The organism is Zobellella endophytica, from assembly GCF_003012775.1.
Classification (GTDB): Bacteria; Pseudomonadota; Gammaproteobacteria; order Enterobacterales; family Aeromonadaceae; genus Oceanimonas; species Oceanimonas endophytica.
Genome location: NZ_PXYG01000012.1, coordinates 14,617 through 37,004 on the forward strand (window position 1 = coordinate 14,617; position 22,388 = coordinate 37,004).

Sequence of the window (22,388 nt, forward strand, 5' to 3'; positions counted from 1 at the left end):
TCCCTTACAGTTCAGCTACTACTTTCTCAACGATGTCGCTGTTGGCAGCGGCATCAATCTGACGCTCGAGGATCTTCTCTGCACCCACCAGGGCAAGAGCAGCAACCTGCTTACGCAGTTCCTCTTTGACACGGTTGCGTTCGGCGTCAATTTCCGCCTGGGCCTGTGCCAGAATCTTTTCACGCTCGGCCTGAGCCTCACGCGTTGCATCCTCGATGATCTGGGCCTTGCGCTTGTTGGCCTGCTCGACGATTTGAGCGGACTGCAGCTTGGCTTCCTTCAACTGTTCGGTTGCATTGTTTTGCGCCAGGGCCAGGTCTTTCTTGGCTCTTTCGGCTGAGGACAGGCCTTCAGCGATTTCTTTCTGGCGGTTCTCGATGGCGGCCATGATGGGCGGCCACACGAACTTCATGCAAAACCAAACGAACAGGATAAACGCGATCGTTTGACCGAGGATTGTTGCGTTCATGTTCATCGCAACGCTCCTTTAAAATGGTTAGCAGACTGATTGATAGACCGGGCCATTAGGCGACGGCGAAGATCAGGTACAGAGCCATACCAACGGTGATCATGGGGATGGCGTCAACCAGACCAACCACGATAAAGAAGTTGCCGCGCAGGGCAGGCAGCATGTCCGGCTGGCGAGCCGCACTTTCCAGGAATTTGCCACCCAGCATAGAGATACCGATAGCACCACCGATAGAAGCCAGACCCAGCATAAGAGCGGCAGCGATGAAAATCATTTCCATTTTTTTTCTCCAATTGTTAGCGGTTAGAACGACAGCTTGTTAATATGTTGTTATCTTTTTATTAATGTTCTTCATAGGCCATCGACAGGTAGACGACGGTCAGGATCATGAAGATGAAAGCCTGCAGGGTGATAACCAGGATGTGGAAAATCGCCCAAGGCACATTAAGGACCCATTGAGACCACCACGGCAGCAGACCGGCGATGAGGATGAAGATCATCTCACCGGCATACATGTTGCCGAACAGACGCAGACCCAGCGAGATGGGCTTGGCGATCATGGACACGGTCTCAAGCACCAAGTTAACGGGTATCATGGACCAGTGGTTCAGCGGTTGCATGGTCAGCTCTTTAACGAAGCCGGACACGCCCTTCATCCTGATGCTGTAGAAAATGATCAGGAAGAAGACACCGAACGCCATGGACATGGTGATGTTAACATCGGCGGAAGGAACAACCCTCAGGTAGGGAACGCCCAGCAATTGAGCGCCGTAGGGCAGATAGTCGACCGGGATAAGGTCCATCAGGTTCATCAGGAAGACCCAGACAAAAATGGTCAGCGCCAGGGGCGCGATCAACGCACTCTTGCCATGGAAGACGTCCTTGACGGATTTATCCACGAACTCGACCAGCAACTCAACGGCACACTGCAGCTTGCCCGGAACTCCACTGGTTGCACGGGATGCAACCTTGCTGAAGCCCCACAAGAACAGCATTCCCAGGACAACGGAAACAAGCAAAGAATCGATATTTAACGCCCAAAATCCCGAACCGACCTGCAGGTGTTGCAGGTGGTGAGAGATATAACCCTGGGAAGTTAAGACATCTCCTGTTGCAGCCATGTGTTTTCCTAGTAACGGTTGTTGAGAGTGAATGAAAGAATCCACTGCATCAGCAATGCTAGGGCGTAAGCCGTGTACAGGGGAGCATGAAGCACCTCCATGTACTTGAGCGCTATCACGAACAACAAGATAGTGCTGCCGAACTTAATCCCTGCCCCGCTGTAAAAGTCCGCCACAACACTGCGCGGCGTGGCGTTGTCGGTGCTATGCATCAACACCCGCACACTGAACAGACATTGGGGAACCCAGTAGATTCCGCCCCCTATGAGGGCGGAACGGGCGGCCACGTCACCCTGCTGATAAAAAAACAGGGTGGCCACGGCCACCACCAGGAGCAATTGGCAAAACAGAATCACCAGCGCCGTCTGTCTATCGCTTAGGAGCCACTTCTTCTGCTTCACAACAACTCCTGACACAGTTAGGGGCCCGCTGGCCACACCGAGGTGTTGTCAGATAAGCCCCAAAAAAGCAGGTCAAATTATACCCGTGAACGGCGCAAATGCAATTGCATGAAATCCTTATTTTTTACGGTTTTCCGCGATTTTTCCGACCATTTACAACGGGTTAAACTGATTGAATGTTTACTACAAATCAGGTGTCAGGAGCCTCACCCATACCAAAAAACTGGCTTATTTTATCCAGCTCATTCAATGAGTTATAAGAAATAACTAATTTACCTTTCTCTTTGTGACTCGACTTGATTTCTACTTTTGTTCCTAATTTTTCACCAATTTCCTGTTCAAGCCGACTCATCAGCAAGGATCTGGGCTGCTCGATTTTCTCTTTCTTCGGAGTAATCGTCTGTTTGACCAGCTTTTCGGTCTCACGCACCGTCAGGCCCTTCTGCGCCACCCTCTGCGCCAGTTCCGATTGCAGCTGTCCTTCCACCGCCAGCAGAGCGCGGGCGTGGCCCATTTCCAGGTCGCCATGCTCCACCAGGCGCTTGACGTCATCGTTGAGCAGGTTCAGCCGCAGCAGGTTGCTGACGGTGCTGCGGCTCTTGCCAACGGCATCGGCCACTGTCTGGTGAGTAAACGCAAACTCCTCAATCAGGCGGGCCAGTGCCTGGGCTTCCTCGATCGCGTTGAGGTCTTCCCGCTGGATATTCTCGATCAGGCCGATGGCCATGGCCTCGCGGTCTTCCGCCTCCTTGACCAGGCAGGGTACCTGGCTCAGTCCGGCCAGCCGGGCGGCCCGCCAACGGCGTTCGCCGGCCAGAATTTCATAGCCTCCCGATTCCAGCGGGCGTACCACTATCGGCTGGATGATGCCCTGCTGGCGGATGGAGGCGGCCAGCTCGGCCAGCGCATCCTGGGACATGTCCCGTCGGGGCTGGTACTTGCCGGGGCGGAGCTGGTTGAGCGGCAGGCTGAGCAAGTCGCCGTTGGCGCCCTCGCGGGAGTGCACTTCGGCCTGCTGCTGGCGCAGGTTGGCCGCCGAACTGGTGCTGAGCAAGGCATCCAGCCCCTTGCCCAGGCCGCGTCGTTTCATGGTCATACGGTGTGTTCCAGGTTTTCGGGGGCCGACTCCTCGCACTCGGCCCGGCGCAGGATTTCTCCGGCCAGCGCCAGATAGGCTTTCGCACCCACCGAGGATTTATCGTAATACATCGCCGGGGTACCGAAGCTCGGGGCCTCCGCCAGGCGCACGTTACGGGGAATGACGGTGCGATAGACCTTGTCGCCGAAGTGGGCCTTGAGCTGATCGGACACCTCATTGGACAGGCGGTTGCGGTGATCGTACATGGTACGCAGTATGCCTTCGATCCTGAGCGCCGGATTGACCACCGCCGCCAGCTTGCTGATGGTATCGACCAGGGCGGTCAGGCCTTCCAGCGCGAAATATTCGCACTGCATGGGCACCAGCACCGAATCCGCCGCCGACATGGCGTTGACGGTCAGCAGGTTGAGCGAAGGCGGGCAGTCGATGAAAATATAATCGTAGTAGTCCCGCACCGGGGCCAGGGCGTTGCGCAGCCGCACTTCCCGGGCGAAGAACTCCATCAGCTTGATTTCGGCGGCGGTGACATCGCCGTTACCGGCGATCAGGTGATAACCGCCGCTGGTTTCCCGCTCGACCACCTGTTCGACCGGCATTTCCTCCACCAGCAGTTCGTAGGCGGTGCTGGCCACCTGGTATTTGTCGACACCGCTGGCCATGGTGGAATTGCCCTGGGGATCGAGGTCGATCACCAGCACTTTGCGCTTGGTGGCGGCCATGGACGCCGCCAGGTTGACACAGGTCGTGGTTTTACCCACGCCGCCCTTTTGATTGGCAATGGCGATGACTTTTCCCACCGAAAACCTCTATTGGCTGGCTTGTTGAATAACCACCAGATGGCGGTCCCCTTCCTGCTCGGGCACGGTGAGCGGATACACCCGGTGACACTCGAGATGAGCAGGCAGCGATTGTAGCTCCAGCTCCGGATATTGTCCCTTCAGTGCCAGAAACTGCCCGCCGGGAGCCGGCAGATGCGCACACCAGCTTAACATGTCGTCCAGGGAAGCAAAGGCCCGGCTCAGCACCCCGTCAAACTTTTGCTCCGGCCGGTACGCCTCCACCCGGCTCTGCACCGCCTCCACGTTGGTCAGGCCCAGGTGATGCACCGCCATGCGGATAAAGCGGATGCGCTTGCCCAGGCTGTCGAGCAGCACGAACTGCTTGTCGGGGTTGATGATGGCGAGCGGCAGCCCAGGCAGCCCCGGACCGGTGCCCACGTCGATGAAGCGTGTCCCCTCGAGGTGAGGGCTCACTACCAGGCTGTCCAGGATATGGCGCACCAGCATGGCGTCGGGGTCGCGCACCGAGGTCAGGTTGTAGGCCTTGTTCCATTTGTCGAGCAGGCCGACCAGCTCCAGCAGTTGCCGTTGTTGGTCCTCACTGACCTGCAGACCCGCCTGGGTCAGCAGTTGTTGCAGTTTCTGTTTCATGTCCCGCCTCAGGCCGACTTGCGCAGCAGGCCGCGTTTTTTCAGGTGGACCAGCAGAATCGAAATCGCCGCCGGCGTGACCCCGGATATGCGCGACGCCATCCCCAGGGTCTCGGGCTTAGCCTGGTTCAGCTTGGCCACCACTTCGTTGGACAGGCCGGGAACCTCCTGGTAATCCAGATCCAGCGGCAATCGGGTATGTTCGTTGCGCAGCTGCTTCTGGATTTCGTCGCGCTGGCGCTCGATATAGCCGGCGTACTTGATCTGGATCTCCACCTGCTCGGCGGCCTGTTCATGCTCGATACCCGGGCCTATGCCTTCGACTGCCATCAGGCCGGTGTAATCCAGCTCGGGCCGGCGCAGCAGCTCCTCAAGGTTGTGTTCCCGGCTGAGCGGAGTTTTCAGTTTTTCGTTCAGGGCCGGCGCGGCCGCATGTTTGGGGGTGATCCAGGTTTCCCGCAGCCGCCGGGTTTCCTGCTCGATACGCTCCACCTTGTCGCTGAACAGGGCCCAGCGGTGATCGTCTACCAGGCCGAGCTCCCGGCCCGCTTCGGTCAGCCGCAGATCCGCGTTGTCTTCCCGCAGCAGCAGCCGGTACTCGGCCCGGCTGGTAAACATCCGGTAGGGCTCCTGGGTGCCCAGGGTGGACAGATCGTCCATCATCACCCCCAGGTAGGCCTGATCCCGGCGCGGCGACCAGGCTTCTTTGCCGAAGGCGCGCAGGGCGGCATTCAGCCCCGCCAACAGTCCTTGGGCGCCGGCTTCCTCATAGCCGGTGGTACCGTTGATCTGGCCGGCGAAGAACAGGTTGTGCAGGCACTTGTTTTCCATGTTGCTCTTCAGATCCCGGGGATCGAAGTAATCGTACTCGATGGCGTAGCCGGGACGGACGATATGAGCCTGCTCGAAGCCCCGGATCGAGCGCACGATGGCCAGCTGCACATCGAACGGCAGGCTGGTAGAAATGCCGTTGGGATAGAGCTCGGTGCTGGTCAGCCCTTCCGGCTCGACGAAGATCTGGTGCGAGGCCTTGTCGGCGAAGCGCATGATCTTGTCTTCGATCGAGGGGCAGTAGCGGGGGCCGATCCCCTCGATCACCCCCGCGTACATGGGGCTGCGATCCAGGTTGTTGCGGATCACCTCGTGGGTGCGCTCGTTGGTGTGGGTGATGTAGCAGGGCAGCTGGCGGGGATGATCCGCCCGGCTGCCGATAAAGGAAAACACCGGGGTGGGATCGTCGCCGGGCTGGGGCTGCATCACCGAAAAATCGACGCTGCGGGCATCGATCCGCGGCGGGGTGCCGGTCTTGAGCCGGTCGATCCGCAGCGGCAGTTCACGCAGTCGGCTTGCCAGGGCGATCGACGGCGGATCCCCGGCCCGGCCGCCCTTATAGTTGTCCATGCCGATGTGGATCAGGCCGTTGAGGAAGGTGCCGACGGTCAGTACCACCGTCCTGGCACGGAATTTCAGTCCGGTCTGGGTGATCACCCCGACCACGGTATCGCCATCCAGCAGCAGATCGTCGCAGGCCTGCTGGAAGATCTTCAGGTTGGGCTGGCTTTCGAGCATGGTCCGTACCGCCAGCTTGTACAGCTGACGATCCGCCTGGGCTCGGGTGGCCCTGACTGCCGGGCCTTTGGAGGCGTTGAGAGTGCGAAACTGGATCCCGGCCCTGTCTGCGGCACGCGCCATGATCCCGCCGAGGGCATCGATCTCTTTCACCAGGTGGCCTTTGCCGATGCCGCCGATCGCCGGATTGCAGGACATTTGTCCCAAGGTATCTACGTTATGGGTCAGCAACAGGGTATTTGCCCCCATGCGTGCTGCGGCAGCGGCGGCTTCGGTACCGGCGTGCCCGCCTCCGACCACGATGACGTCGAACCATTCTTCATATTGCATAACAGATACTCTTGAAACGTGCTGGTGTAAGGATCCCAAAAGGGCGGTCATTTTAGCTGTTTTGCTTCTCCGATGGAAACCGGATCGGAAGGGGATCGGCAAGATCCTAATAGATCTTAGATCTCTAGATCGATCTTCTACTGGATCTATTATTAGTCTCGTCCAGATCTGTGTATAAGCGTTTTTTGATCTGTAAGATCATACGGTTACTTGGGATCTATTGATGTGGACAAAGGTCCTTGGACGACGGGACAGCCGGTGGTTAACTCGGGATGTTATGCACATACCCCCCATAAAATAAATCAATCAATAGGATAACTATAGGTTTAACACCGGTTTGATCCATAGTTATCAACAATACGTGATCTGCGTGGGGGAGGGGGGTGAATGATGCAATCGGTCGGATCTGTTGATAACTTGGTGGAAAGAAAATTCGCCCGCCGGGGGGATCCTGTGCCGGGCGATCCCGCTGGAGTGGCGGTCAGCGGGGGATCCCTAGGTCTTGTAGCCACTGATCGAGCCAGATCTCGGCGGTGTCTTCCGGTTGATCCGGCAGGCTGACGTCTATTTCCAGCAAGGATCCGATCCGTTCTGCTCCCAGCTGCCGCAGCCGTTGATCGAGCTTTTGAATCCCGTGGCAGAAGGTATCGTAACTGCGGTCGCCCAGGCCGACGGCGCCGTATTGCAGCCTGTGCAGGGACACCGCTTCCGAGCCCAGTTGCCGGTAAAGGGAGGCGATGTTGTCGGGCAGATCGCCGGCGCCATGGGTAGAACTGACCACCAATAGGTAGTGCCCGGGTTCGATCAAGATGTGATCAAACTGGGGAGAAGTGTGAATAACTGTCTGGTGACCGAGATCGCGCAGCTTTTGCGCCAGGTGATCAGCCAGATCTTCCGCGCTACCCAGGGTAGAGCCGACGAGGAGGGTGAAATGATTCATGCTGTCTCACGGGATGATTTTTGCCCATTTTATCGCTCCGGTGGCAAAAAGACAGCCGGGACAGGAGCCGAATGGAGGGATTAAGGGGAGGAGATTTTTGGGGTTCCGGTAGAAACCCTACATCGGGATGGTTATTTTTATAATAAATATTCCTTTTTTAAGAATATTTATTTATCTATTTGGGTATTGACCGGGCGTGGTCACTCGTATTCCAATACAATCTCGAATATTCATTGTACCCAATTCGTAGAATGCAATAATAATAAGGAAAATAATGACTTATATTCATGACACCATCGTCAGGCTCCAAAAGACCAGTCCGGCACAAGCCGAGTTTTACCAGGCGGTAGAGGAAGTGCTGGATTCGCTGCAGCCGATCCTCGAAACCAGCGAAAAGTACAAGCGTCACGCCATTATCGAGCGCATGGTCGAGCCCGAGCGGCAGATCATGTTCCGGGTGCCCTGGGTCGACGACCAGGGTAATGTGCAGGTCAACAAGGGCTACCGCATCGAGTTCAACTCGGCGCTGGGGCCTTACAAGGGCGGCCTGCGTTTCCACCCCAGCGTGAACGCCGGCATCATCAAGTTCCTCGGCTTCGAGCAGATCTTCAAGAACGCCCTCACCGGCCTGCCCATCGGCGGCGGCAAGGGCGGCGCCAACTTCGATCCCAAGGGCAAGTCCGACGGCGAAATCATGCGTTTCTGCCAGTCTTTCATCAACGAACTGTATCGCCATATCGGCCCCACCACCGACGTGCCCGCCGGCGATATCGGCGTGGGCGCCCGGGAAATCGGCTACATGTTCGGCCAGTACAAGCGCCTCACCGGCAACTACGACGGCGTCTTCACCGGCAAGAGCCTGCTGTGGGGCGGCTCCCTGGTACGCAAGGAAGCCACCGGCTATGGCTGCGTCTACTTCGCCCAGTACATGCTGGCGGACCAGGGCGACACCCTGGCCGGCAAGCAGTGCCTGGTGTCCGGCGCCGGCAACGTGGCCATCTACACCATCGAGAAGCTGTACCAGCTGGGTGCCCGTCCGGTGACCTGCTCCGACTCCAGTGGCACCCTCTACCATGAGGCCGGCATCAATCTTCAGACCCTGAAGGAACTGAAGGAAGTGCGCAAGGTTCGGCTGAATGAGTACCTGAGCGCCCATCCGGACGCCAGGTTCATCCCGGTGACCGACTACCCGGCCGACGGCCACGCGGTATGGCGCATTCCCGCCCAGTTGGCCTTCCCCTGCGCCACCCAGAACGAATTGACCGAGGCCGATGCCGAGGCGCTGGTGGCCAACGGCGTGATCGCGGTGTCCGAAGGCGCCAACATGCCCTCGACCCAGGAGGCGGTGGAAGTCTTCCTCGATGCCAGGATCTGCTACGGCCCGGGCAAGGCGGCCAATGCCGGCGGCGTGGCCACCAGCCAGCTGGAAATGGCCCAGAACGCCAGCATGCAGCGCTGGAGCTTCGAGGAGGTGGACGAGAAGCTGAAGGTGATCATGAAGAACATCTATCTCAGCGCCAGTACTACCGCCGCCGAGTTCGGCGAGCCCCACAACCTGGTGCTGGGCGCCAATATCGCCGGTTTCCGCAGGGTGGCCGACGCCATGATCGAGCAGGGCGTGGTGTAAGCGAGTACTTGCTTTTCCCTTGGTAACAAGGCCCGGTATTCCGGGCTTTTATTTTTCCGGCCCGCCTTGCCCACTTATGGTGCGCGCTTTGCCTCTCCCTCTTTTGGTTGCACCATGCTGGACGAAAAGGGTGCACTCCAATTACCCCATAGTGGGTATCTCTCTGGTTTGAAAACGAATTTCCTTGCTGGCACAGCCTTTGCTTCAAGCGAAGCAGGCAATCGAAAAGTGTTTCAGCACAAGGAGCTTATCGTGAAAAAATCCCTCTGTTATTCCGCCCTGCTGGCCGCCGGCCTGGCATCCTTCTCCGCCAGCGCTCAGGACGAGGTGATCAAGGTCGGCATACTGCATTCATTGTCCGGCACCATGGCCATCAGCGAGTCCACCCTGAAAGACACCGTACTGATGCTGATCGAGCAGCAGAATGCCGCGGGCGGCCTGCTGGGCAAGCAGCTGGAACCGGTGGTGGTGGATCCCGCCTCCAACTGGCCGCTGTTCGCCGAGCGGGCCCGGGAGCTGCTGGCCCAGGAGAAGGTGGACGTGATCTTCGGCAACTGGACCTCGGTGTCGCGCAAGGCGGTGCTGCCGGTGGTGGAAGAACTGAACGGCCTGTTGTTCTACCCGGTACAGTACGAGGGTGAGGAGTCCTCCCAGAACGTGTTCTACACCGGCGCGGCGCCCAACCAGCAGGCCATTCCGGCGGTGGACTACCTGATGAAGGAGCTGGGTGTGGAGCGCTGGGTGCTGGCCGGCACCGACTACGTCTATCCGCGTACCACCAACCGCATCCTCGAAGCCTACCTGAAAGACAGCGGCGTGGCGGAAGAGGACATCATGATCAACTACACCCCCTTCGGGCACGCCGACTGGCAGAACATCGTGGCCGAGATCAAGCGTTTCGGCAGCGCCGGCAAGAAGACCGCCGTGGTGTCCACCATCAACGGCGACGCCAACGTGCCCTTCTACCGGGAGCTGGGCAACCAGGGCATCGACGCCGCCGACATCCCGGTGGTGGCCTTCTCGGTGGGCGAGCAGGAGCTGTCCGGCATCGATACCGCGCCCCTGGTCGGGCACCTGGCGGCCTGGAACTACTTCATGAGTGTAGATGCGGATGCCAACGGCGACTTTATCGATGCCTGGCTGGACTTCACCGACAAGGACGATGCGGTCACCAACGACCCGATGGAAGCCCACTATATCGGCTTCAACATGTGGGCCGAGGCGGTACGCAAGGCCGGCACCACCGAGGTGGACGCGGTCAAGGACGCCATCATCGGGGTGACGGTGCCCAACCTGACCGGCGGCTACGCCACCATGCTGCCCAACCACCATATCACCAAGCCGGTACTCATCGGCGAGATCCAGGACGATGGCCAGTTCGAGGTGGTCTGGCAGACCACCGGTACCGTGATGGGCGACGCCTGGTCCGATTACCTGCCCGGCTCCAAGGATCTGGTGGCGGACTGGACAGCCCCCATGCAGTGCGGCAACTACAACGTAACCACCGGCAAGTGCGGCGGCAGCCAGGCCAAGGCGGAAGCTCAGGCGGCGCTGGGGGATTAAGTCGGAAGCTGAGAGCGGGAAGCCTGGCTCTTAGTCACAAGTCCGGCTGTTTGATTTAACGCAGAGAAGAGGCAACAGGGCCACCTCCGCCGACACGCTGCAAGTACGTCCGTGTAGGCTCGCACATGCCGAATGTCGCGGAAACTGTCGGTATCGCCGCGCTTCGCGCCCCCTGGCATGTGACGGTCGGCGGAGGCAATCCCCGTTGCCTCTTTCCAGCCCCAGCGCCGTCTGAAGGTGTGCCAGCAGGCGGCAGCGGGGCGATAGGGAGGACAAAGGGCGCAGCGAAGCCGGCCTGCCTGCGCTCCATTCTGTGACCCGGAAACGTTGGGAAATTAAGGATAACACCATGAAGATGTTCAGGAGCCTGATGGTCAAGCTGTGGCTGGTGGCGGGGCTGCTGGCCCCGGCGCTGCCGGTGGCGGCCCAGATTGATGCCGGCCAGGCCTTGCTCGAGGCGCTGGATGTGCGCGCCTTCGAGGCCAAGGGCGAAGCCATCGACGCCATCGTCGCCAGCCGGGATCCGCGGGCGCGGGACTGGCTGGCGGCGCTGCTCGACGGCCGGCTGCAACGCAGCAAGGAAGACCAGCGCTTCGTGCTGGTGATGAGTACCGGCGGCCGGCAATGGCCGGTGCTCGATGCCCTTAACAATGAAGATCTGGGTACCCTGGGGCGCCGGGATCTGAACCGGATCAGCATCAACAACAGCCTGCGCAACCAGTTGCGCAGCGCCCTGGCGGTGCTGGATCTGTACGCGGACGATCCGGCCCTGCGGCGGGCCTCGGCCGAGCGGCTGCTGGGCGAGGTGGACACCGAACTGGCGCCCACCCTGGCGGCGCTGATCCCCGAAGAGGCCGACGGCCAGATCCGGCGGCGGCTGACCCAGGCCCTGGCCATCCATCGGCTGGAGCAGGGCGACATCACCGCCATCGAGGAGCTGGCAGGCAGCCTGCACAATGAGGTGCGCATCGTCCTCAACCGGACGGCAGCGGGCGACGGCGAGCTGGCCGAGGCAGCCCGCAAGGCGCTCACCGATATCGAGCAGAACCTCCGGCTCAACCGCGCCGCCGAGACCCTCTATTTTGGCCTCAGCCTGGGCTCGGTGCTGGTGCTGGCGGCCATCGGCCTGGCCATCACCTTCGGGGTCATGGGGGTGATCAACATGGCCCATGGGGAACTGATCATGCTCGGCGCCTACACCACCTGGCTGCTGCAGCAACTGCTGCCGGGCCAGCCTGGGCTGGCGCTGCTGCTGTCCATTCCCACCGGCTTCCTGGTGGCGGCGCTCGCCGGCATTGCCATCGAGCGCGGCGTTATCCAGTTCCTTAAGGGACGGCCGCTGGAAACTCTGCTGGCCACCTTCGGCGTCAGTCTGATCCTGCAGCAGCTGGTGCGCACCCTGATCTCCCCACTCAACCGCACCGTGGTCACCCCCGAGTGGATGAGCGGCTCCCTGGTGGTGAACGACGCCCTGTCGCTCACCCTCAACCGGCTCTATGTGCTGGGCTTCGCCCTCTTGGTATTCGGCGGCCTGATGTGGGTGATGAAGGGTACCCGGCTGGGGCTGGAGGTGCGCGCCGTGACCCAGAACCGCACCATGGCCCGGGCCATGGGCATCCGTGCCACCCGGGTGGACATCCTCACCTTCGGCCTGGGCTCCGGCGTGGCCGGCCTGGCCGGGGTGGCCCTGTCCCAGCTCACCAACGTGGGCCCCAACCTGGGCCAGAACTACATCATCGACTCCTTTATGGTGGTGGTGTTCGGCGGCGTGGGCAACCTCTGGGGCACCCTGGTGGCCGGGCTCTCGCTCGGGGTCATCAACCAGATCCTGGAACCCTGGGCCGGGGCCGTGCTGGCCAAGATCATGGTGCTGGTGTTCATCATCCTGTTTATTCAAAAACGGCCGCGCGGGCTCTTCCCGCAGAAGGGCCGGGCGGCGGAGGGCTGAGCCATGTGGTTATCCAAACCTTTGGGCGAGCGCCAGACCCGGGTTTTTCTGGCGGTATTACTGGCGGCTCTGCTGCTGGTGAGCCTGGCCAACCTGCTGCTGCCGGCGGGCCATCCACTGCACGTGTCCACCTACACCGTCACCCTGCTCGGCAAGTACCTGAGCTATGCCCTGCTGGCGGTGGCGGTGGACCTGGTGTGGGGCTATCTCGGTATCCTCAGCCTGGGCCATGGCGCCTTCTTCGCCCTGGGCGGTTACGCCATGGGCATGTACCTGATGCGCCAGATCGGCGACCGGGGCGTGTACGGCCACCCGGAGCTGCCGGACTTTATGGTGTTCCTCAACTGGGATAGCCTGCCCTGGTACTGGGCCGGCTTCGACATGGCCTGGTTTGCCTTTCTGATGGTGCTGCTGGCGCCGGGACTACTGGCGCTGGTGTTCGGCTTCCTGGCGTTCCGCTCGAGGGTCACCGGGGTGTATCTCTCGATCATCACCCAGGCGCTGACCTTCGCCCTGATGCTGGCGTTTTTCCGCAACGAGATGGGCTTCGGCGGCAACAACGGCCTCACCGACTTCCGCGAACTGCTGGGCTTCGACCTGCGTGCCGACGCCACCCGGGTGGGGCTGTTCATCGCCTCCGGCATCGCCCTGGCGCTGGGCTACTGGCTGTGCCGGGCCATCGTGCTGAGCAAGCTGGGCCGGGTGTGCGTGGCCTCGCGTGACGCCCAGGCCCGTACCCGTTTCATCGGCTACCGGGTGGAGCGGGTGCAGCTGTTCGTGTTCGTGGTGTCCGCCATGCTGGCCGGGGTGGCCGGCGCCCTCTACGTGCCCCAGGTGGGCATCATCAACCCCGGCGAGTTCTCGCCGCTGTTTTCCATCGAAATCGTGGTGTGGGTGGCCCTGGGCGGCCGCGCCACTCTCTACGGCGCCGTGTTGGGTGCCCTGCTGGTGAACTACGCCAAGACGGTGTTCACCGGGGTCATGCCCGACGCCTGGCTGTTCGCCCTCGGCGGCCTCTTCGTGGTGGCTACCGTACTGTTGCCCAGGGGCATCGCCGGCCTGCTGGCCCGCCGCCGTTCTTCCACCGCCCCCAAGGAGGCAAGCGCATGAACATGTTCAAAGCCCTGGCCCGCCGGGATCAGGTGTTCGACTTTATGGTGCCCGAGGTGTCGCCGGTGGACGTGCGCCACGGCCCCATCCTCTACCTCGAGGACGTGAGCGTGAGCTTCGACGGCTTCAGGGCCATCAACAACCTCAACCTCACCATCGACGACGGCGAGTTGCGCTGCATCATCGGCCCCAACGGTGCCGGCAAGACCACCATGATGGACATCATCACCGGCAAGACCCGGCCCGATAAGGGCCAGGTGTGGTTCGGCAGCAAGCACAACCTGCTGCGGCTGTCGGAGCCGGAGATCGCCACGCTCGGCATCGGCCGCAAGTTCCAGAAACCCACGGTATTCGAAGAGCTGACGGTGATCGAAAACCTGGAGCTGGCGATGGCCGCCGACAAGCGGGTGCTGCCCACCCTGACCGCCCGGCTGAGCCCGGCGCAGCGGGATCGCATCCACGAGGTGGTGGCGCTGATCGGGCTCAAGTCCGCCGGCCACGAACTGGCGGGTATCCTCTCCCACGGTCAGAAGCAGTGGCTGGAGATCGGCATGCTGCTGATGCAGCGGCCCCGGTTGCTGCTGGTGGACGAGCCGGTGGCGGGCATGACCGAACAGGAAATGGAGCTGACCGCCGAGCTGCTGACCCGGCTGGCCGGCAAGGGCAAGCAGTCGGTGGTGGTGGTGGAACACGACATGGGCTTCGTGCGCTCCATCGCGCGCAAGGTGACGGTGCTGCACCAAGGCTCGGTGCTGGCCGAAGGCACCATGGATCAGGTATCGAACGACCCACGGGTGGTCGAAGTGTACCTGGGGGTAGAAAGCGGCGCCGAGGTGGCCTGATGCTGACAGTCGACAAATTGAACCAGTTCTACGGCGAGAGCCACACCCTCTGGGACCTGAGCCTGGACATCCCCCGCGGCCGCTGCACCTGTGTGATGGGCCGCAACGGCGTGGGCAAGACCACGCTGCTCAAATGCATCATGGGCGAGGTGGCGGCGAAGAGCGGCAGCATCCGCCTGGACGACGGCACCGAACTCACCAAAAAGCGGCTGGAGGACAGATCCCGGCTCAGGCTGGGCTATGTGCCCCAGGGCCGGCAGATCTTCCCGCTGATGACGGTGGAGGAAAATCTGCGTACCGGCCTGGCGGCCCGGGGCGACGGCCTGCGCCGGATCCCGGAGCGGATTTACCAGCTGTTCCCGGTGCTGAAGGAAATGCGGCAGCGCCGGGGCGGGGATCTGTCCGGCGGCCAGCAGCAGCAGCTGGCTATCGGCCGGGCCCTGGTGCTGGAGCCGGAGCTGCTGATCCTGGACGAGCCGGGGGAGGGCATACAGCCCAACATCGTCGCCGATATCGGCCAGGTGATCCGCCGGCTGATGGAAGAAGACGGACTCACCGTGCTGTTGGTGGAGCAGAAGCTGCCCTTCGCCCGCAAGTACGCGGATCGCTTCGTGATCCTGGATCGGGGCCGGGAAGTGGCCAGGGGCGAGATCGCCGAGCTGTCCGATGATCTGGTCAAGCGCCACCTGACGGTGTAGCGGATCCGATCAGTCCAGAGCGCGGCATCGATCTTGTTGCACTGCAAAAACAAAAAAGCCCGGGCAACCGGGCTTTGTCATCAGGCTACAGTTCCGCCAGGGCGGGCCATTACATGGGGCAAGGATGCCGCTGTGGCCGGTTTTGCTCAGCGCAGGGCCTCGAGTCGCTGCTGCAGTTCGGGATCGGTCTGCAGCTGGTTGGCGATCAGGTTGTAGTCTTCCACCGACAGGCCGGACTCGTTGACCGCGTCCACCATCTTTTCATTGGCTTCCTGCTGGATGACCTGGGCTTGCTGCTGGTCTTCCACCTGGCTCAGCTCGGCCATGGCCTGCTCCTGGATTTCGGAAATATGGTTCAGGGCCGAGGCAAATTGTTCCAGCTGGGCATCATCGATGCTGGCGGCCGGCTGGGACGCCGCCGGGGGCGCGCTTTGGGCATCGGTCTGGGCGTGAACCGGGGCGGTGGCCAGCAGCAGGGCGGACAGCAGGGCTGAAGCGGTGAGGGTCTTTTTCATCATGGACTCCTTGGTCACGGTGTGTTTGATACCATCAGAGTTAGGCTCGAATCGTGCCAACTCCCATGCTTTAAATTTATCTTTTTGTATTTAAAGAGTTTTTATTACTCAAACCGACTTCTGTCGTACCCCATCCCGGCCCGAAGGGACTTTCGTGTATCTTTTTGTCATAGTAGGAACTATCCACTTGAGACAAAATGACTCACAACATGCACAACAGCACACACCGTCGAGCGGCGGGCGGCGGCATCGGTCGGCGGGTGGTACTTTATGTGGTACTGCCGCTGTGGCTGATCCTGGCGCTGGGCATCGGCCTGACCATGCACGTGGTCGGCCTGGAGCAGAAAGAGCGGCTTAAGGAAGACATCAAGCTGATCGCCCGGGCGGTGCGCGGCCCCATCGGCGACGCCCTGAGCGAAGGGGATCTGGCCGGGGTGGAGCGCACCCTGTCGGCGGTGTTTTCCATCGGCCAGGTCTACGGCGCCTCGGTATTCGACGCCGACGGCAAGGTACTGGCCTCGTCCGGCATCGCCGATGTCAGCCTGCGCAACAGCCCGGTGGCGACCCGGGTGATGCAGACCGGCGAGAATCAGGAGCTGTATCAGCAGACCGCCGGCAAGGACGTGTTCTCCCAGTTTGTCCCCATTACCGATGCCGGTGGCCGCATCAACGGCCTGATCCAGATCACCCGCCGGGCCAAGGATTTTGACCAGTCCTTCGAACTGCTGTTCAAGACCGCCTGGCTGAGCTGGCTGGCGTTCGGCGTGCTGATGATGGGGGTGGTGACCTGGGGTCACTACCGGGGCCTGGGTCGCCACGTCAACGCCCTGGTGGCGGTAATGGACAGGGTCAAGGCCGGCGACTGGCAGCAGCAGGCCGAGGTGGCCGGCCCCCAGGAACTGCGCCGCATCGCCCTGGGGCTGAACGACATGCTGGCGGAAATCCGCGACCACCAGGCCGAGGAGCGGGCGCTCAACCGGCGGCTGCGGCACCAGCAGAAGATGGCGGCGGTGGGCACGGTGGTGGGCGGCATCGCCCATGAACTGGGGGCGCCGCTCAACGTGATCGACGGCCGGGCCCGGCGATTGCAGAAGCAGACCGATCAGCCGGAAGCCCGGCGCCAGCTGGAGGCCATTCGCGGCCAGGTATTGCGGTTGTCGCGCATCGTGCGCCAGCTGCTGGACTTCAGCCGCCCGGAATCCCGGGAGAATGAGCCGGTGGAGCTGAACCGGCTGCTGGAGCAGAGCTGTGCCGCCGTGCGGCACGAACAGCTGTCCGCCGCCCGGCTTTCCCTGCAACGGACCGCGTCGCCGCTGTGGCTGCAACTGGATGGCGCCCGGCTGGAGCTGGCGCTGGTCAATGTGCTGCGCAATGCCCTGCAGGCGGCGCAAAGCCGGGTGCAGGTTCGCGTGCGGGAGCAGGAGGAGCGGCTGGCCATCGAGATCACCGACGACGGTCCCGGCTTCGCCCTCGGCCCCGACCAACTGCTGGCCCCCTTCGTCACCACCAAGCCCAAGGGCGAGGGCACCGGGCTGGGACTGGCGATAGTGCACAACATCATGGCCGAACTGGACGGCGGCCTGACGCTCACCGCCGCACCCGGTGGCGGTGCCCGGGTAACCCTGACCCTGCCGAGGAATCTCCATGCATAACGCCTCCATCCTGTTGATTGAAGACGACGCCGCCCTGGCCGAGCTGCTGCTGGAGGAGCTGGAAGCCGAGTCCTACCGGGTGCGCCACGCCGGCTCGGCGGAGCAGGCCAGGTCTGAACTGGCGCAGGAGGTGCCGGATCTGGTGATCAGCGACGTGCGCCTGCCCGGGGCCGACGGCCTCAGTCTGCTGCCCCTGGTCAAGGGGCTGGAGCCGGCACCGGCCATGCTGATCATCACCGCCTTCGGCACGGTGTCCCAGGCGGTGGCGGCGCTCAAGGCCGGCGCCGACGACTTTCTCACCAAGCCGTTCGACATGGACCACTGCCTGCTGACCGTGGCCCGGCTGCTGGAGCACCGGGGCCTGCGCCAGCAGCTGGACCAGGTGCTCAAGGGCGAGCGCTTCCACGGCATTCTCGGTCAGAGCCTGCCCATGCGCCGGCTGTTCCAGCAGATCCGTCAGGTGGCCGGCGCCGAAGGCCCGGTACTGGTGCTGGGGGAGAGCGGCACCGGCAAGGAGCTGGTGGCCCGGGCCCTGCACCGGGAAAGCGCCCGGGCCGGGGGGCCCTTCCTGGCGGTGAACTGTGCCGGCATTCCCGGCGAACTGCTGGAGAGCGAGTTCTTCGGCCACGCCAGCGGCGCCTTTACCGGTGCCAGCAAGGCGCGCACCGGCCTGCTGCGGGAGGCCGACGGCGGTACCCTGCTGCTCGACGAAATCGGCGAGATGCCGCTGGAGCTGCAGGCCAAGTTGCTCAGGGTGCTGCAGGAAGGCACCCTGCGCCCGGTGGGCTCGGATCGGGAGCTGACGGTGAACGTGCGCATCATCGCCGCCACCCACCGGGATCTGGAGCAGAAGGTGGCGCAAGGCAGCTTCCGCGAGGATCTGTTTTACCGGCTGGAGACCTTCTCCCTGCGGGTGCCGCCGCTGCGCGAGCGGGGCGAGGACATAGAGCGGCTGGCACTGCTGTTCCTGCAGCAGGGCAGGGAGCGCGGCGGCAAGCCGGTCCGGGGCTTCGGCCCCGACTGCCTGGAGCTGTTCTACCGCTATCCCTTCCCGGGCAATGTGCGCGAGCTGCAGAATGCGGTGGAGCGGGCCCTGGTGTTTTGCGAGGAAGAATGGATCCAGCCGGCCCACCTGCCGGCCCGGATGCTGAAACCGGCGGCAGCCCTTCAGGCCGGCCCCGCCGACTGGCAGGGCAAGGCCCGGGAGCAGTTGCCGCCGCTGAGCGAACTGCAGCGGGACTATGTGCGCTACGTGCTGCAGCAGACCAAGGGCAACAAGCAGCAGGCGGCCGAGATCCTGGGAGTGACCCGGCGCACCCTGTACCGCTGGCTGGAGCAGGAGGGGGCTTAACGCCCGGCGGCGATCACCGAGATCTCCACCAGCAGCTCGGGGCGGGCCATGGCGGCTTCCACGCAGGCGCGGGCAGGGGCATGACCTTCGGGCACCCAGGCATCCCACACCGCGTTCATTTCGGCGAAGTCGGCCATGGTTTTCAGGTAGAGGGTGGCGGAGAGGATTTGCTCCCGGCCGGAGCCGGCTTCCAGCAACAGTTCGTCCACTTTTTCCAGCATGGTGCGGGTCTGTTCGGTGATATCCTGAGTGGCGTCCTTGCACACCTGGCCGCACAGATAGAGGGTGCCGTTGTGCTTGACGATACGGCTCATGCGCTGGCCTGTTTGCTGGCGTTCAATAGTCATTTGTACTCCTTTGATACGATAATAATGGCAACATCCGCCAACCATTACCGATTGATCTGCGGATGTAAACTTTTTGGGATAAAAAGGGTGGAATAATATGGCGGTGATCACGGGGCTCAATCTTTATCCGATCAAGTCGGCAGCGGGACTGGCGGTACCGGACGCCTGGGTATCGCGCGAAGGCTTGCGCGGCGATCGCCGCTACATGCTGGCCAGACCGGACGGCACCTTCATCACCGCCCGCACCCACCCGCGGCTGCAGCAAGTCCGGGTCAGCCCGGTGGCCGGCGGCCTGGAACTGCATCATGGCAACCAGCAGCTGTCGCTGCGCCACCAGCAGTTCGTGCTGCAGCCGGTGGCCACCGGGGTATGGAGTGACAGCTTCACCGCCTGGAGCACCCATCCGGCGTTCGACGCTTGGTTCAGCCGGATTCTGGATGAGCCGGTACAGCTGTTGTGGCTGGGCCAGCATTCCAACCGCTACCGGGAAAAACTGGGCACCGGCGTCAGCTTCGCCGATGGCTACCCCCTGCTGCTGATCTCGGAAGGGTCGCTGGCCGATCTCAATCAGCGTGCCGATGCGCTGATGCAGATGTCCCAGTTCCGCACCAACCTGGTGGTGCGGGGCGGCCGCCCCTTCGAGGAGGACGGCTGGCAGCGCATTCGCATCGGCGAGGTGGAATTCCTGGTAGCCAAGCCCTGCAGCCGCTGCATCATGACCACCATCGAACCCGGCTCCGAGCGCTTCAACCGGATGAAGGAGCCGCTCGCCACCCTGACCCGTTACCGTCGGGGCGACGACGGCGAGGTCTATTTCGGCCAGAACCTGGTGCCGCTCAATGAGGGCGAGATCAGGCTGGGCGACCAGATCGAAGTACTGGAATACGCCCCGGCGCCCATCTATCCGGATACGGCGCCCAGGCGCCGACAACTGGTGTGCGTGGAGCGCGAGTCCCTGGCCCGGGACATGGACACCTACTGGCTGGAGGCGCTGGACAGCAAACCACTGGCCGATTACCAGCCGGGCCAGCATCTGCCGGTGGCGCTGGATATCGACGGCCGGCGCCACCTGCGTCATTACACCCTGAGCTCCAGCCCCACCCGCCCAGGCCGCTACGGCATCAGCGTCAAGCGCCAGCCCGACGGGGTGGTATCCAACTGGCTGGCCCGGGCGCTGCACCCGGGCAGTACCCTACAGGCCCGGGCGCCGGCGGGGGATTTTTACCTGCGCCCCGCCGAGCGCTACCTGTTGTTGTCGGCAGGCTCGGGGGTGACCCCCATGCTGTCCATGGTGCGGGCCATGGCGGATCTGGACCGGCTGCAGGACGTGCACTTCCTGCATGTGTGCCGCGCCGAGGCGGACATTCCCGCCGCCGCCGAACTGAAGGCGCTGGCCAGGCGCCACCCCGGCCTGCGACTCGATTTTGTGCTGACCCGGCCGGAGCGGGGCTCGGGTGGCCGGCTGGAGCTGGCCCAGCTGGCCGGGATACCGGCGCTGCAGCAGCGGGACGTCTACCTGTGTGGCCCGGCGGGCTTTATGCAGCAGGCCAGATCCTGGTTGCTGGCGCTGGGGGTGCCGGCGGGACGCATCCACCAGGAGAGCTTCGGCGGCCCGGTCGGTACCGATGTTGCACGTGAAACCAAAGCGGTGCGGGTGAGTATCGGCGGCCATGAGTTCACCGGCAACAACCAGCAGGATCTGCTGACCCAGGCCGAAGGCCAGGGCCTGCAACTGCCCTGGTCGTGCCGCGCCGGCATCTGCGGCAGCTGCAAGCAGAACCTCAAGTCCGGCGAGGTGGCGCAACCCGAGGCCCCGGCCCTGTCGGCGGCGGAGCGGGAAGCGGGCGTCGTCCTGGCCTGCTGCTGCGTCCCCCTGTCGGATGTGGAGCTGGAATAACCAAAAAAGGGGAGAGTTGTTCCCTTTGCCAGCCTCGGTGCTACCCTCATGCGGGCGGGCCGCCCGCGCCCCAACGGGCGTGAATCCTCAAACCATGGCGGCGGCCCATACACCAGGATGGGTCAAATTACAAACTGATCGGTGCTTTAGGTAAGTTCGAAGCGTTGTCGGCAGTCTGCGGCGTCAATCAATCAATGACTCCGTCCCTTTATTTAGTTGCCGAAGTCCCTGTCTTCCTGCAGCAGCTGTTGCACATCCTTGAGGGTTTTCAGCTGCTTGAGCAGCTTGCTGTTGTGCCGAATATCGGCTTTGAGCTCCCTGGCGTGCTCGGCAAACTTGCGGTCGCTGGAGGTGCTGCCCAGGTGCCGGAAGCGGTTCCAGATGGCCGCCTCCAGGCTCTTGTCGATGAAAACGGATTCGTATTGTTCTTCCAACTGACGCAGCTGCCGGCGCAGCAGCTCGTTGATGCCGTCCAGCTCCTGTTGCCCGAGTTGCTCCAGGGCGGCGCTGTCGAGGTGTTGCCGGTGCAGTTCGAGCAGGGTGTGGATGTCGTTTTCCTGCCTGGCCGCCAGCAGTTGCTGCATCTGCTCGTGCTTGACCGCCTTGTGGGCCTTGTCCTGCTCCAGATCCGGGTGCAGCCTTTTCGCCAGCTGCTTGTACAGGCGGTGGATCAGCGCCTTGCCCGCGGCCTGGCCATCGGTCTCGTCGGGGCCGAAAATATCATCTGCTTCCTCTTCTTCGTCTTCTTCGTCCTCCTCCAGCCAGTCCTCGTCGCCTTCTTGCATCTTCTCCATCATTTGTTGCAGAAAATCGGCCGGGCTGTGCATAAAGAGGTCGATGTCCTCGTCGTCCAACTCCAGGCCCAGCTCCTGGTAGAGATCGCTTCGGATTTTCTCGCGCTCGGATTCCGTCAGCGGCAGGGTATCGGGCTGGGGGTAGTGCTGCTTGATCAGGCTTTCGAAGCGGACCAGCAGCCCGGCCCTGTCCAGCTCGGGATCGGCGAAAGGGTTGCTGGACAGCACCCCCAGCTCGTCCTGTATCCAGTCGCAGAGCTCGTCCCTCTGCCACCGGGTCAGGGACTTGCGGGAGAGAAAGGTCAGCAGCCGCTCGATCAACTGGTACTGGCTGCGGGCCAGCTCCTGTTCCAGGGGCAGTATTTCGGCGTTAAAGCGATCCACTATCTTGCGGACCCGCTTTTCCTGGCCCGCCAGGCGAGTTTTCTGCTTTTCTATCTTCTCCCACAGCAGCTGGAACTGGCCGGCGGGCGTGTGCTTGGCTGTTTTCTTCGGCTTGGGCCTGGTGGTGGCGAGTCGGGTCATGTCGGCGTCGGTATCGGGCAAAGAGGGGACCTATGTTAGAGGGAGTGGCGGGGCAAAGGCAATTGCCCTTAAGCGGGCAACCCGGTTGTTGAAAGAGCCATCATCCTATTTCTAGATAGATATTTTTCCTTCAACGCCGCTGTTTAACAGTGGTCATCTCC

At 62.3% G+C, this 22,388-nt stretch carries 21 protein-coding genes; 9 read left to right on the forward strand and 12 right to left on the reverse strand.

The genetic code is table 11. The features are described from left to right. Window positions 1-4: 4 nt before the first annotated feature. The 9 genes from atpF to mioC all read right to left on the reverse strand — a co-directional run bounded on the left by atpF (window position 5) and on the right by mioC (window position 7,358). On the reverse strand, window positions 5-475 hold the full coding sequence (gene atpF / locus C7H85_RS18395; protein ID WP_106731171.1) for a F0F1 ATP synthase subunit B: 471 nt from the start codon (window positions 473-475) through the stop codon (window positions 5-7). Window positions 476-524: 49 nt separating this feature from the next. Next, on the reverse strand, window positions 525-749 hold the full coding sequence (atpE, locus tag C7H85_RS18400) for a F0F1 ATP synthase subunit C (protein WP_071471457.1): 225 nt from the start codon (window positions 747-749) through the stop codon (window positions 525-527). 61 nt (window positions 750-810) lie between these two features. After that, window positions 811-1,590 carry a F0F1 ATP synthase subunit A gene (gene atpB, locus C7H85_RS18405; protein WP_106731172.1) on the reverse strand — a complete coding sequence of 260 codons (780 nt, stop codon included), beginning with the start codon at window positions 1,588-1,590 and terminating at the stop codon, window positions 811-813. 8 nt (window positions 1,591-1,598) lie between these two features. Then, window positions 1,599-1,991 carry an ATP synthase subunit I gene (locus tag C7H85_RS18410; RefSeq protein ID WP_106731173.1) on the reverse strand — a complete coding sequence of 131 codons (393 nt, stop codon included), beginning with the start codon at window positions 1,989-1,991 and terminating at the stop codon, window positions 1,599-1,601. Between the two features lie 190 nt (window positions 1,992-2,181). Next, window positions 2,182-3,087 (reverse strand): ParB/RepB/Spo0J family partition protein, encoded by a 906-nt coding sequence (locus C7H85_RS18415; protein ID WP_106731174.1) that lies wholly within the window; start codon window positions 3,085-3,087, stop codon window positions 2,182-2,184. Continuing rightward, complete coding sequence (locus tag C7H85_RS18420; RefSeq protein ID WP_106731175.1) at window positions 3,084-3,887, reverse strand: ParA family protein; 804 nt, start codon at window positions 3,885-3,887, stop codon at window positions 3,084-3,086. Before C7H85_RS18420 ends, C7H85_RS18415 begins: the two co-directional genes overlap by 4 nt. 9 nt (window positions 3,888-3,896) lie before the next feature. After that, the gene (rsmG, locus tag C7H85_RS18425; protein WP_106731176.1) at window positions 3,897-4,520 is read right to left on the reverse strand and encodes a 16S rRNA (guanine(527)-N(7))-methyltransferase RsmG; all 624 of its coding nucleotides are present in this window, start codon (window positions 4,518-4,520) and stop codon (window positions 3,897-3,899) included. A gap of 8 nt (window positions 4,521-4,528) precedes the next feature. Further along, window positions 4,529-6,418, reverse strand: coding sequence for a tRNA uridine-5-carboxymethylaminomethyl(34) synthesis enzyme MnmG (gene mnmG / locus C7H85_RS18430; protein ID WP_106731177.1), 1,890 nt, complete (start codon window positions 6,416-6,418; stop codon window positions 4,529-4,531). A gap of 481 nt (window positions 6,419-6,899) precedes the next feature. Continuing rightward, the gene (gene mioC / locus C7H85_RS18435) at window positions 6,900-7,358 is read right to left on the reverse strand and encodes an FMN-binding protein MioC (RefSeq protein ID WP_106731178.1); all 459 of its coding nucleotides are present in this window, start codon (window positions 7,356-7,358) and stop codon (window positions 6,900-6,902) included. 274 nt (window positions 7,359-7,632) lie between these two features. Between mioC and gdhA the strand changes: the two genes are divergently transcribed. From gdhA to urtE, 6 genes are all read left to right on the forward strand, one after another. Then, window positions 7,633-8,985 (forward strand): NADP-specific glutamate dehydrogenase, encoded by a 1,353-nt coding sequence (gene gdhA / locus C7H85_RS18440; protein ID WP_106731179.1) that lies wholly within the window; start codon window positions 7,633-7,635, stop codon window positions 8,983-8,985. Between the two features lie 252 nt (window positions 8,986-9,237). After that, window positions 9,238-10,548, forward strand: a complete 1,311-nt coding sequence (urtA, locus tag C7H85_RS18445; protein WP_245879720.1) for an urea ABC transporter substrate-binding protein — start codon at window positions 9,238-9,240, stop codon at window positions 10,546-10,548. A 349-nt stretch (window positions 10,549-10,897) separates the two neighbouring features. Next, on the forward strand, window positions 10,898-12,496 hold the full coding sequence (gene urtB / locus C7H85_RS18450; protein WP_106731181.1) for an urea ABC transporter permease subunit UrtB: 1,599 nt from the start codon (window positions 10,898-10,900) through the stop codon (window positions 12,494-12,496). A gap of 3 nt (window positions 12,497-12,499) precedes the next feature. Beyond that, window positions 12,500-13,606, forward strand: coding sequence for an urea ABC transporter permease subunit UrtC (gene urtC / locus C7H85_RS18455; RefSeq protein ID WP_106731182.1), 1,107 nt, complete (start codon window positions 12,500-12,502; stop codon window positions 13,604-13,606). Further along, on the forward strand, window positions 13,603-14,448 hold the full coding sequence (gene urtD / locus C7H85_RS18460; protein WP_106731183.1) for an urea ABC transporter ATP-binding protein UrtD: 846 nt from the start codon (window positions 13,603-13,605) through the stop codon (window positions 14,446-14,448). The genes urtC and urtD overlap by 4 nt, the downstream gene beginning before the upstream one ends. Next, window positions 14,448-15,146 (forward strand): urea ABC transporter ATP-binding subunit UrtE, encoded by a 699-nt coding sequence (gene urtE, locus C7H85_RS18465; RefSeq protein WP_106731184.1) that lies wholly within the window; start codon window positions 14,448-14,450, stop codon window positions 15,144-15,146. Before urtD ends, urtE begins: the two co-directional genes overlap by 1 nt. A 146-nt stretch (window positions 15,147-15,292) precedes the next feature. Here urtE and C7H85_RS18470 read toward each other — a convergent pair whose 3' ends face one another. Then, window positions 15,293-15,661: a DUF4168 domain-containing protein gene (locus C7H85_RS18470; RefSeq protein WP_158260121.1), complete on the reverse strand. Its 369-nt coding sequence runs from the start codon at window positions 15,659-15,661 to the stop codon at window positions 15,293-15,295. A gap of 209 nt (window positions 15,662-15,870) precedes the next feature. Here C7H85_RS18470 and C7H85_RS18475 point away from each other — a divergent pair, with 209 nt between their 5' ends. Next, window positions 15,871-17,313: an ATP-binding protein gene (locus tag C7H85_RS18475; RefSeq protein ID WP_106731186.1), complete on the forward strand. Its 1,443-nt coding sequence runs from the start codon at window positions 15,871-15,873 to the stop codon at window positions 17,311-17,313. Continuing rightward, window positions 17,306-18,664 carry a sigma-54-dependent transcriptional regulator gene (locus C7H85_RS18480; protein ID WP_106731187.1) on the forward strand — a complete coding sequence of 453 codons (1,359 nt, stop codon included), beginning with the start codon at window positions 17,306-17,308 and terminating at the stop codon, window positions 18,662-18,664. Before C7H85_RS18475 ends, C7H85_RS18480 begins: the two co-directional genes overlap by 8 nt. Here C7H85_RS18480 and C7H85_RS18485 read toward each other — a convergent pair. Further along, on the reverse strand, window positions 18,661-19,011 hold the full coding sequence (locus tag C7H85_RS18485) for a RidA family protein (protein WP_106731188.1): 351 nt from the start codon (window positions 19,009-19,011) through the stop codon (window positions 18,661-18,663). The genes C7H85_RS18480 and C7H85_RS18485 overlap by 4 nt on opposite strands. Window positions 19,012-19,108: 97 nt before the next feature. On the opposite strand from C7H85_RS18485, the gene C7H85_RS18490 reads away from it, so the two are divergent. Beyond that, window positions 19,109-20,908, forward strand: a complete 1,800-nt coding sequence (locus C7H85_RS18490; protein ID WP_106731189.1) for a hybrid-cluster NAD(P)-dependent oxidoreductase — start codon at window positions 19,109-19,111, stop codon at window positions 20,906-20,908. A 212-nt stretch (window positions 20,909-21,120) separates the two neighbouring features. Here C7H85_RS18490 and C7H85_RS18495 read toward each other — a convergent pair whose 3' ends face one another. Beyond that, entirely contained in the window at window positions 21,121-22,248 is a 1,128-nt protein-coding gene (locus tag C7H85_RS18495) for a hypothetical protein (RefSeq protein ID WP_106731190.1), read from the reverse strand. Window positions 22,249-22,388: the final 140 nt, after the last annotated feature.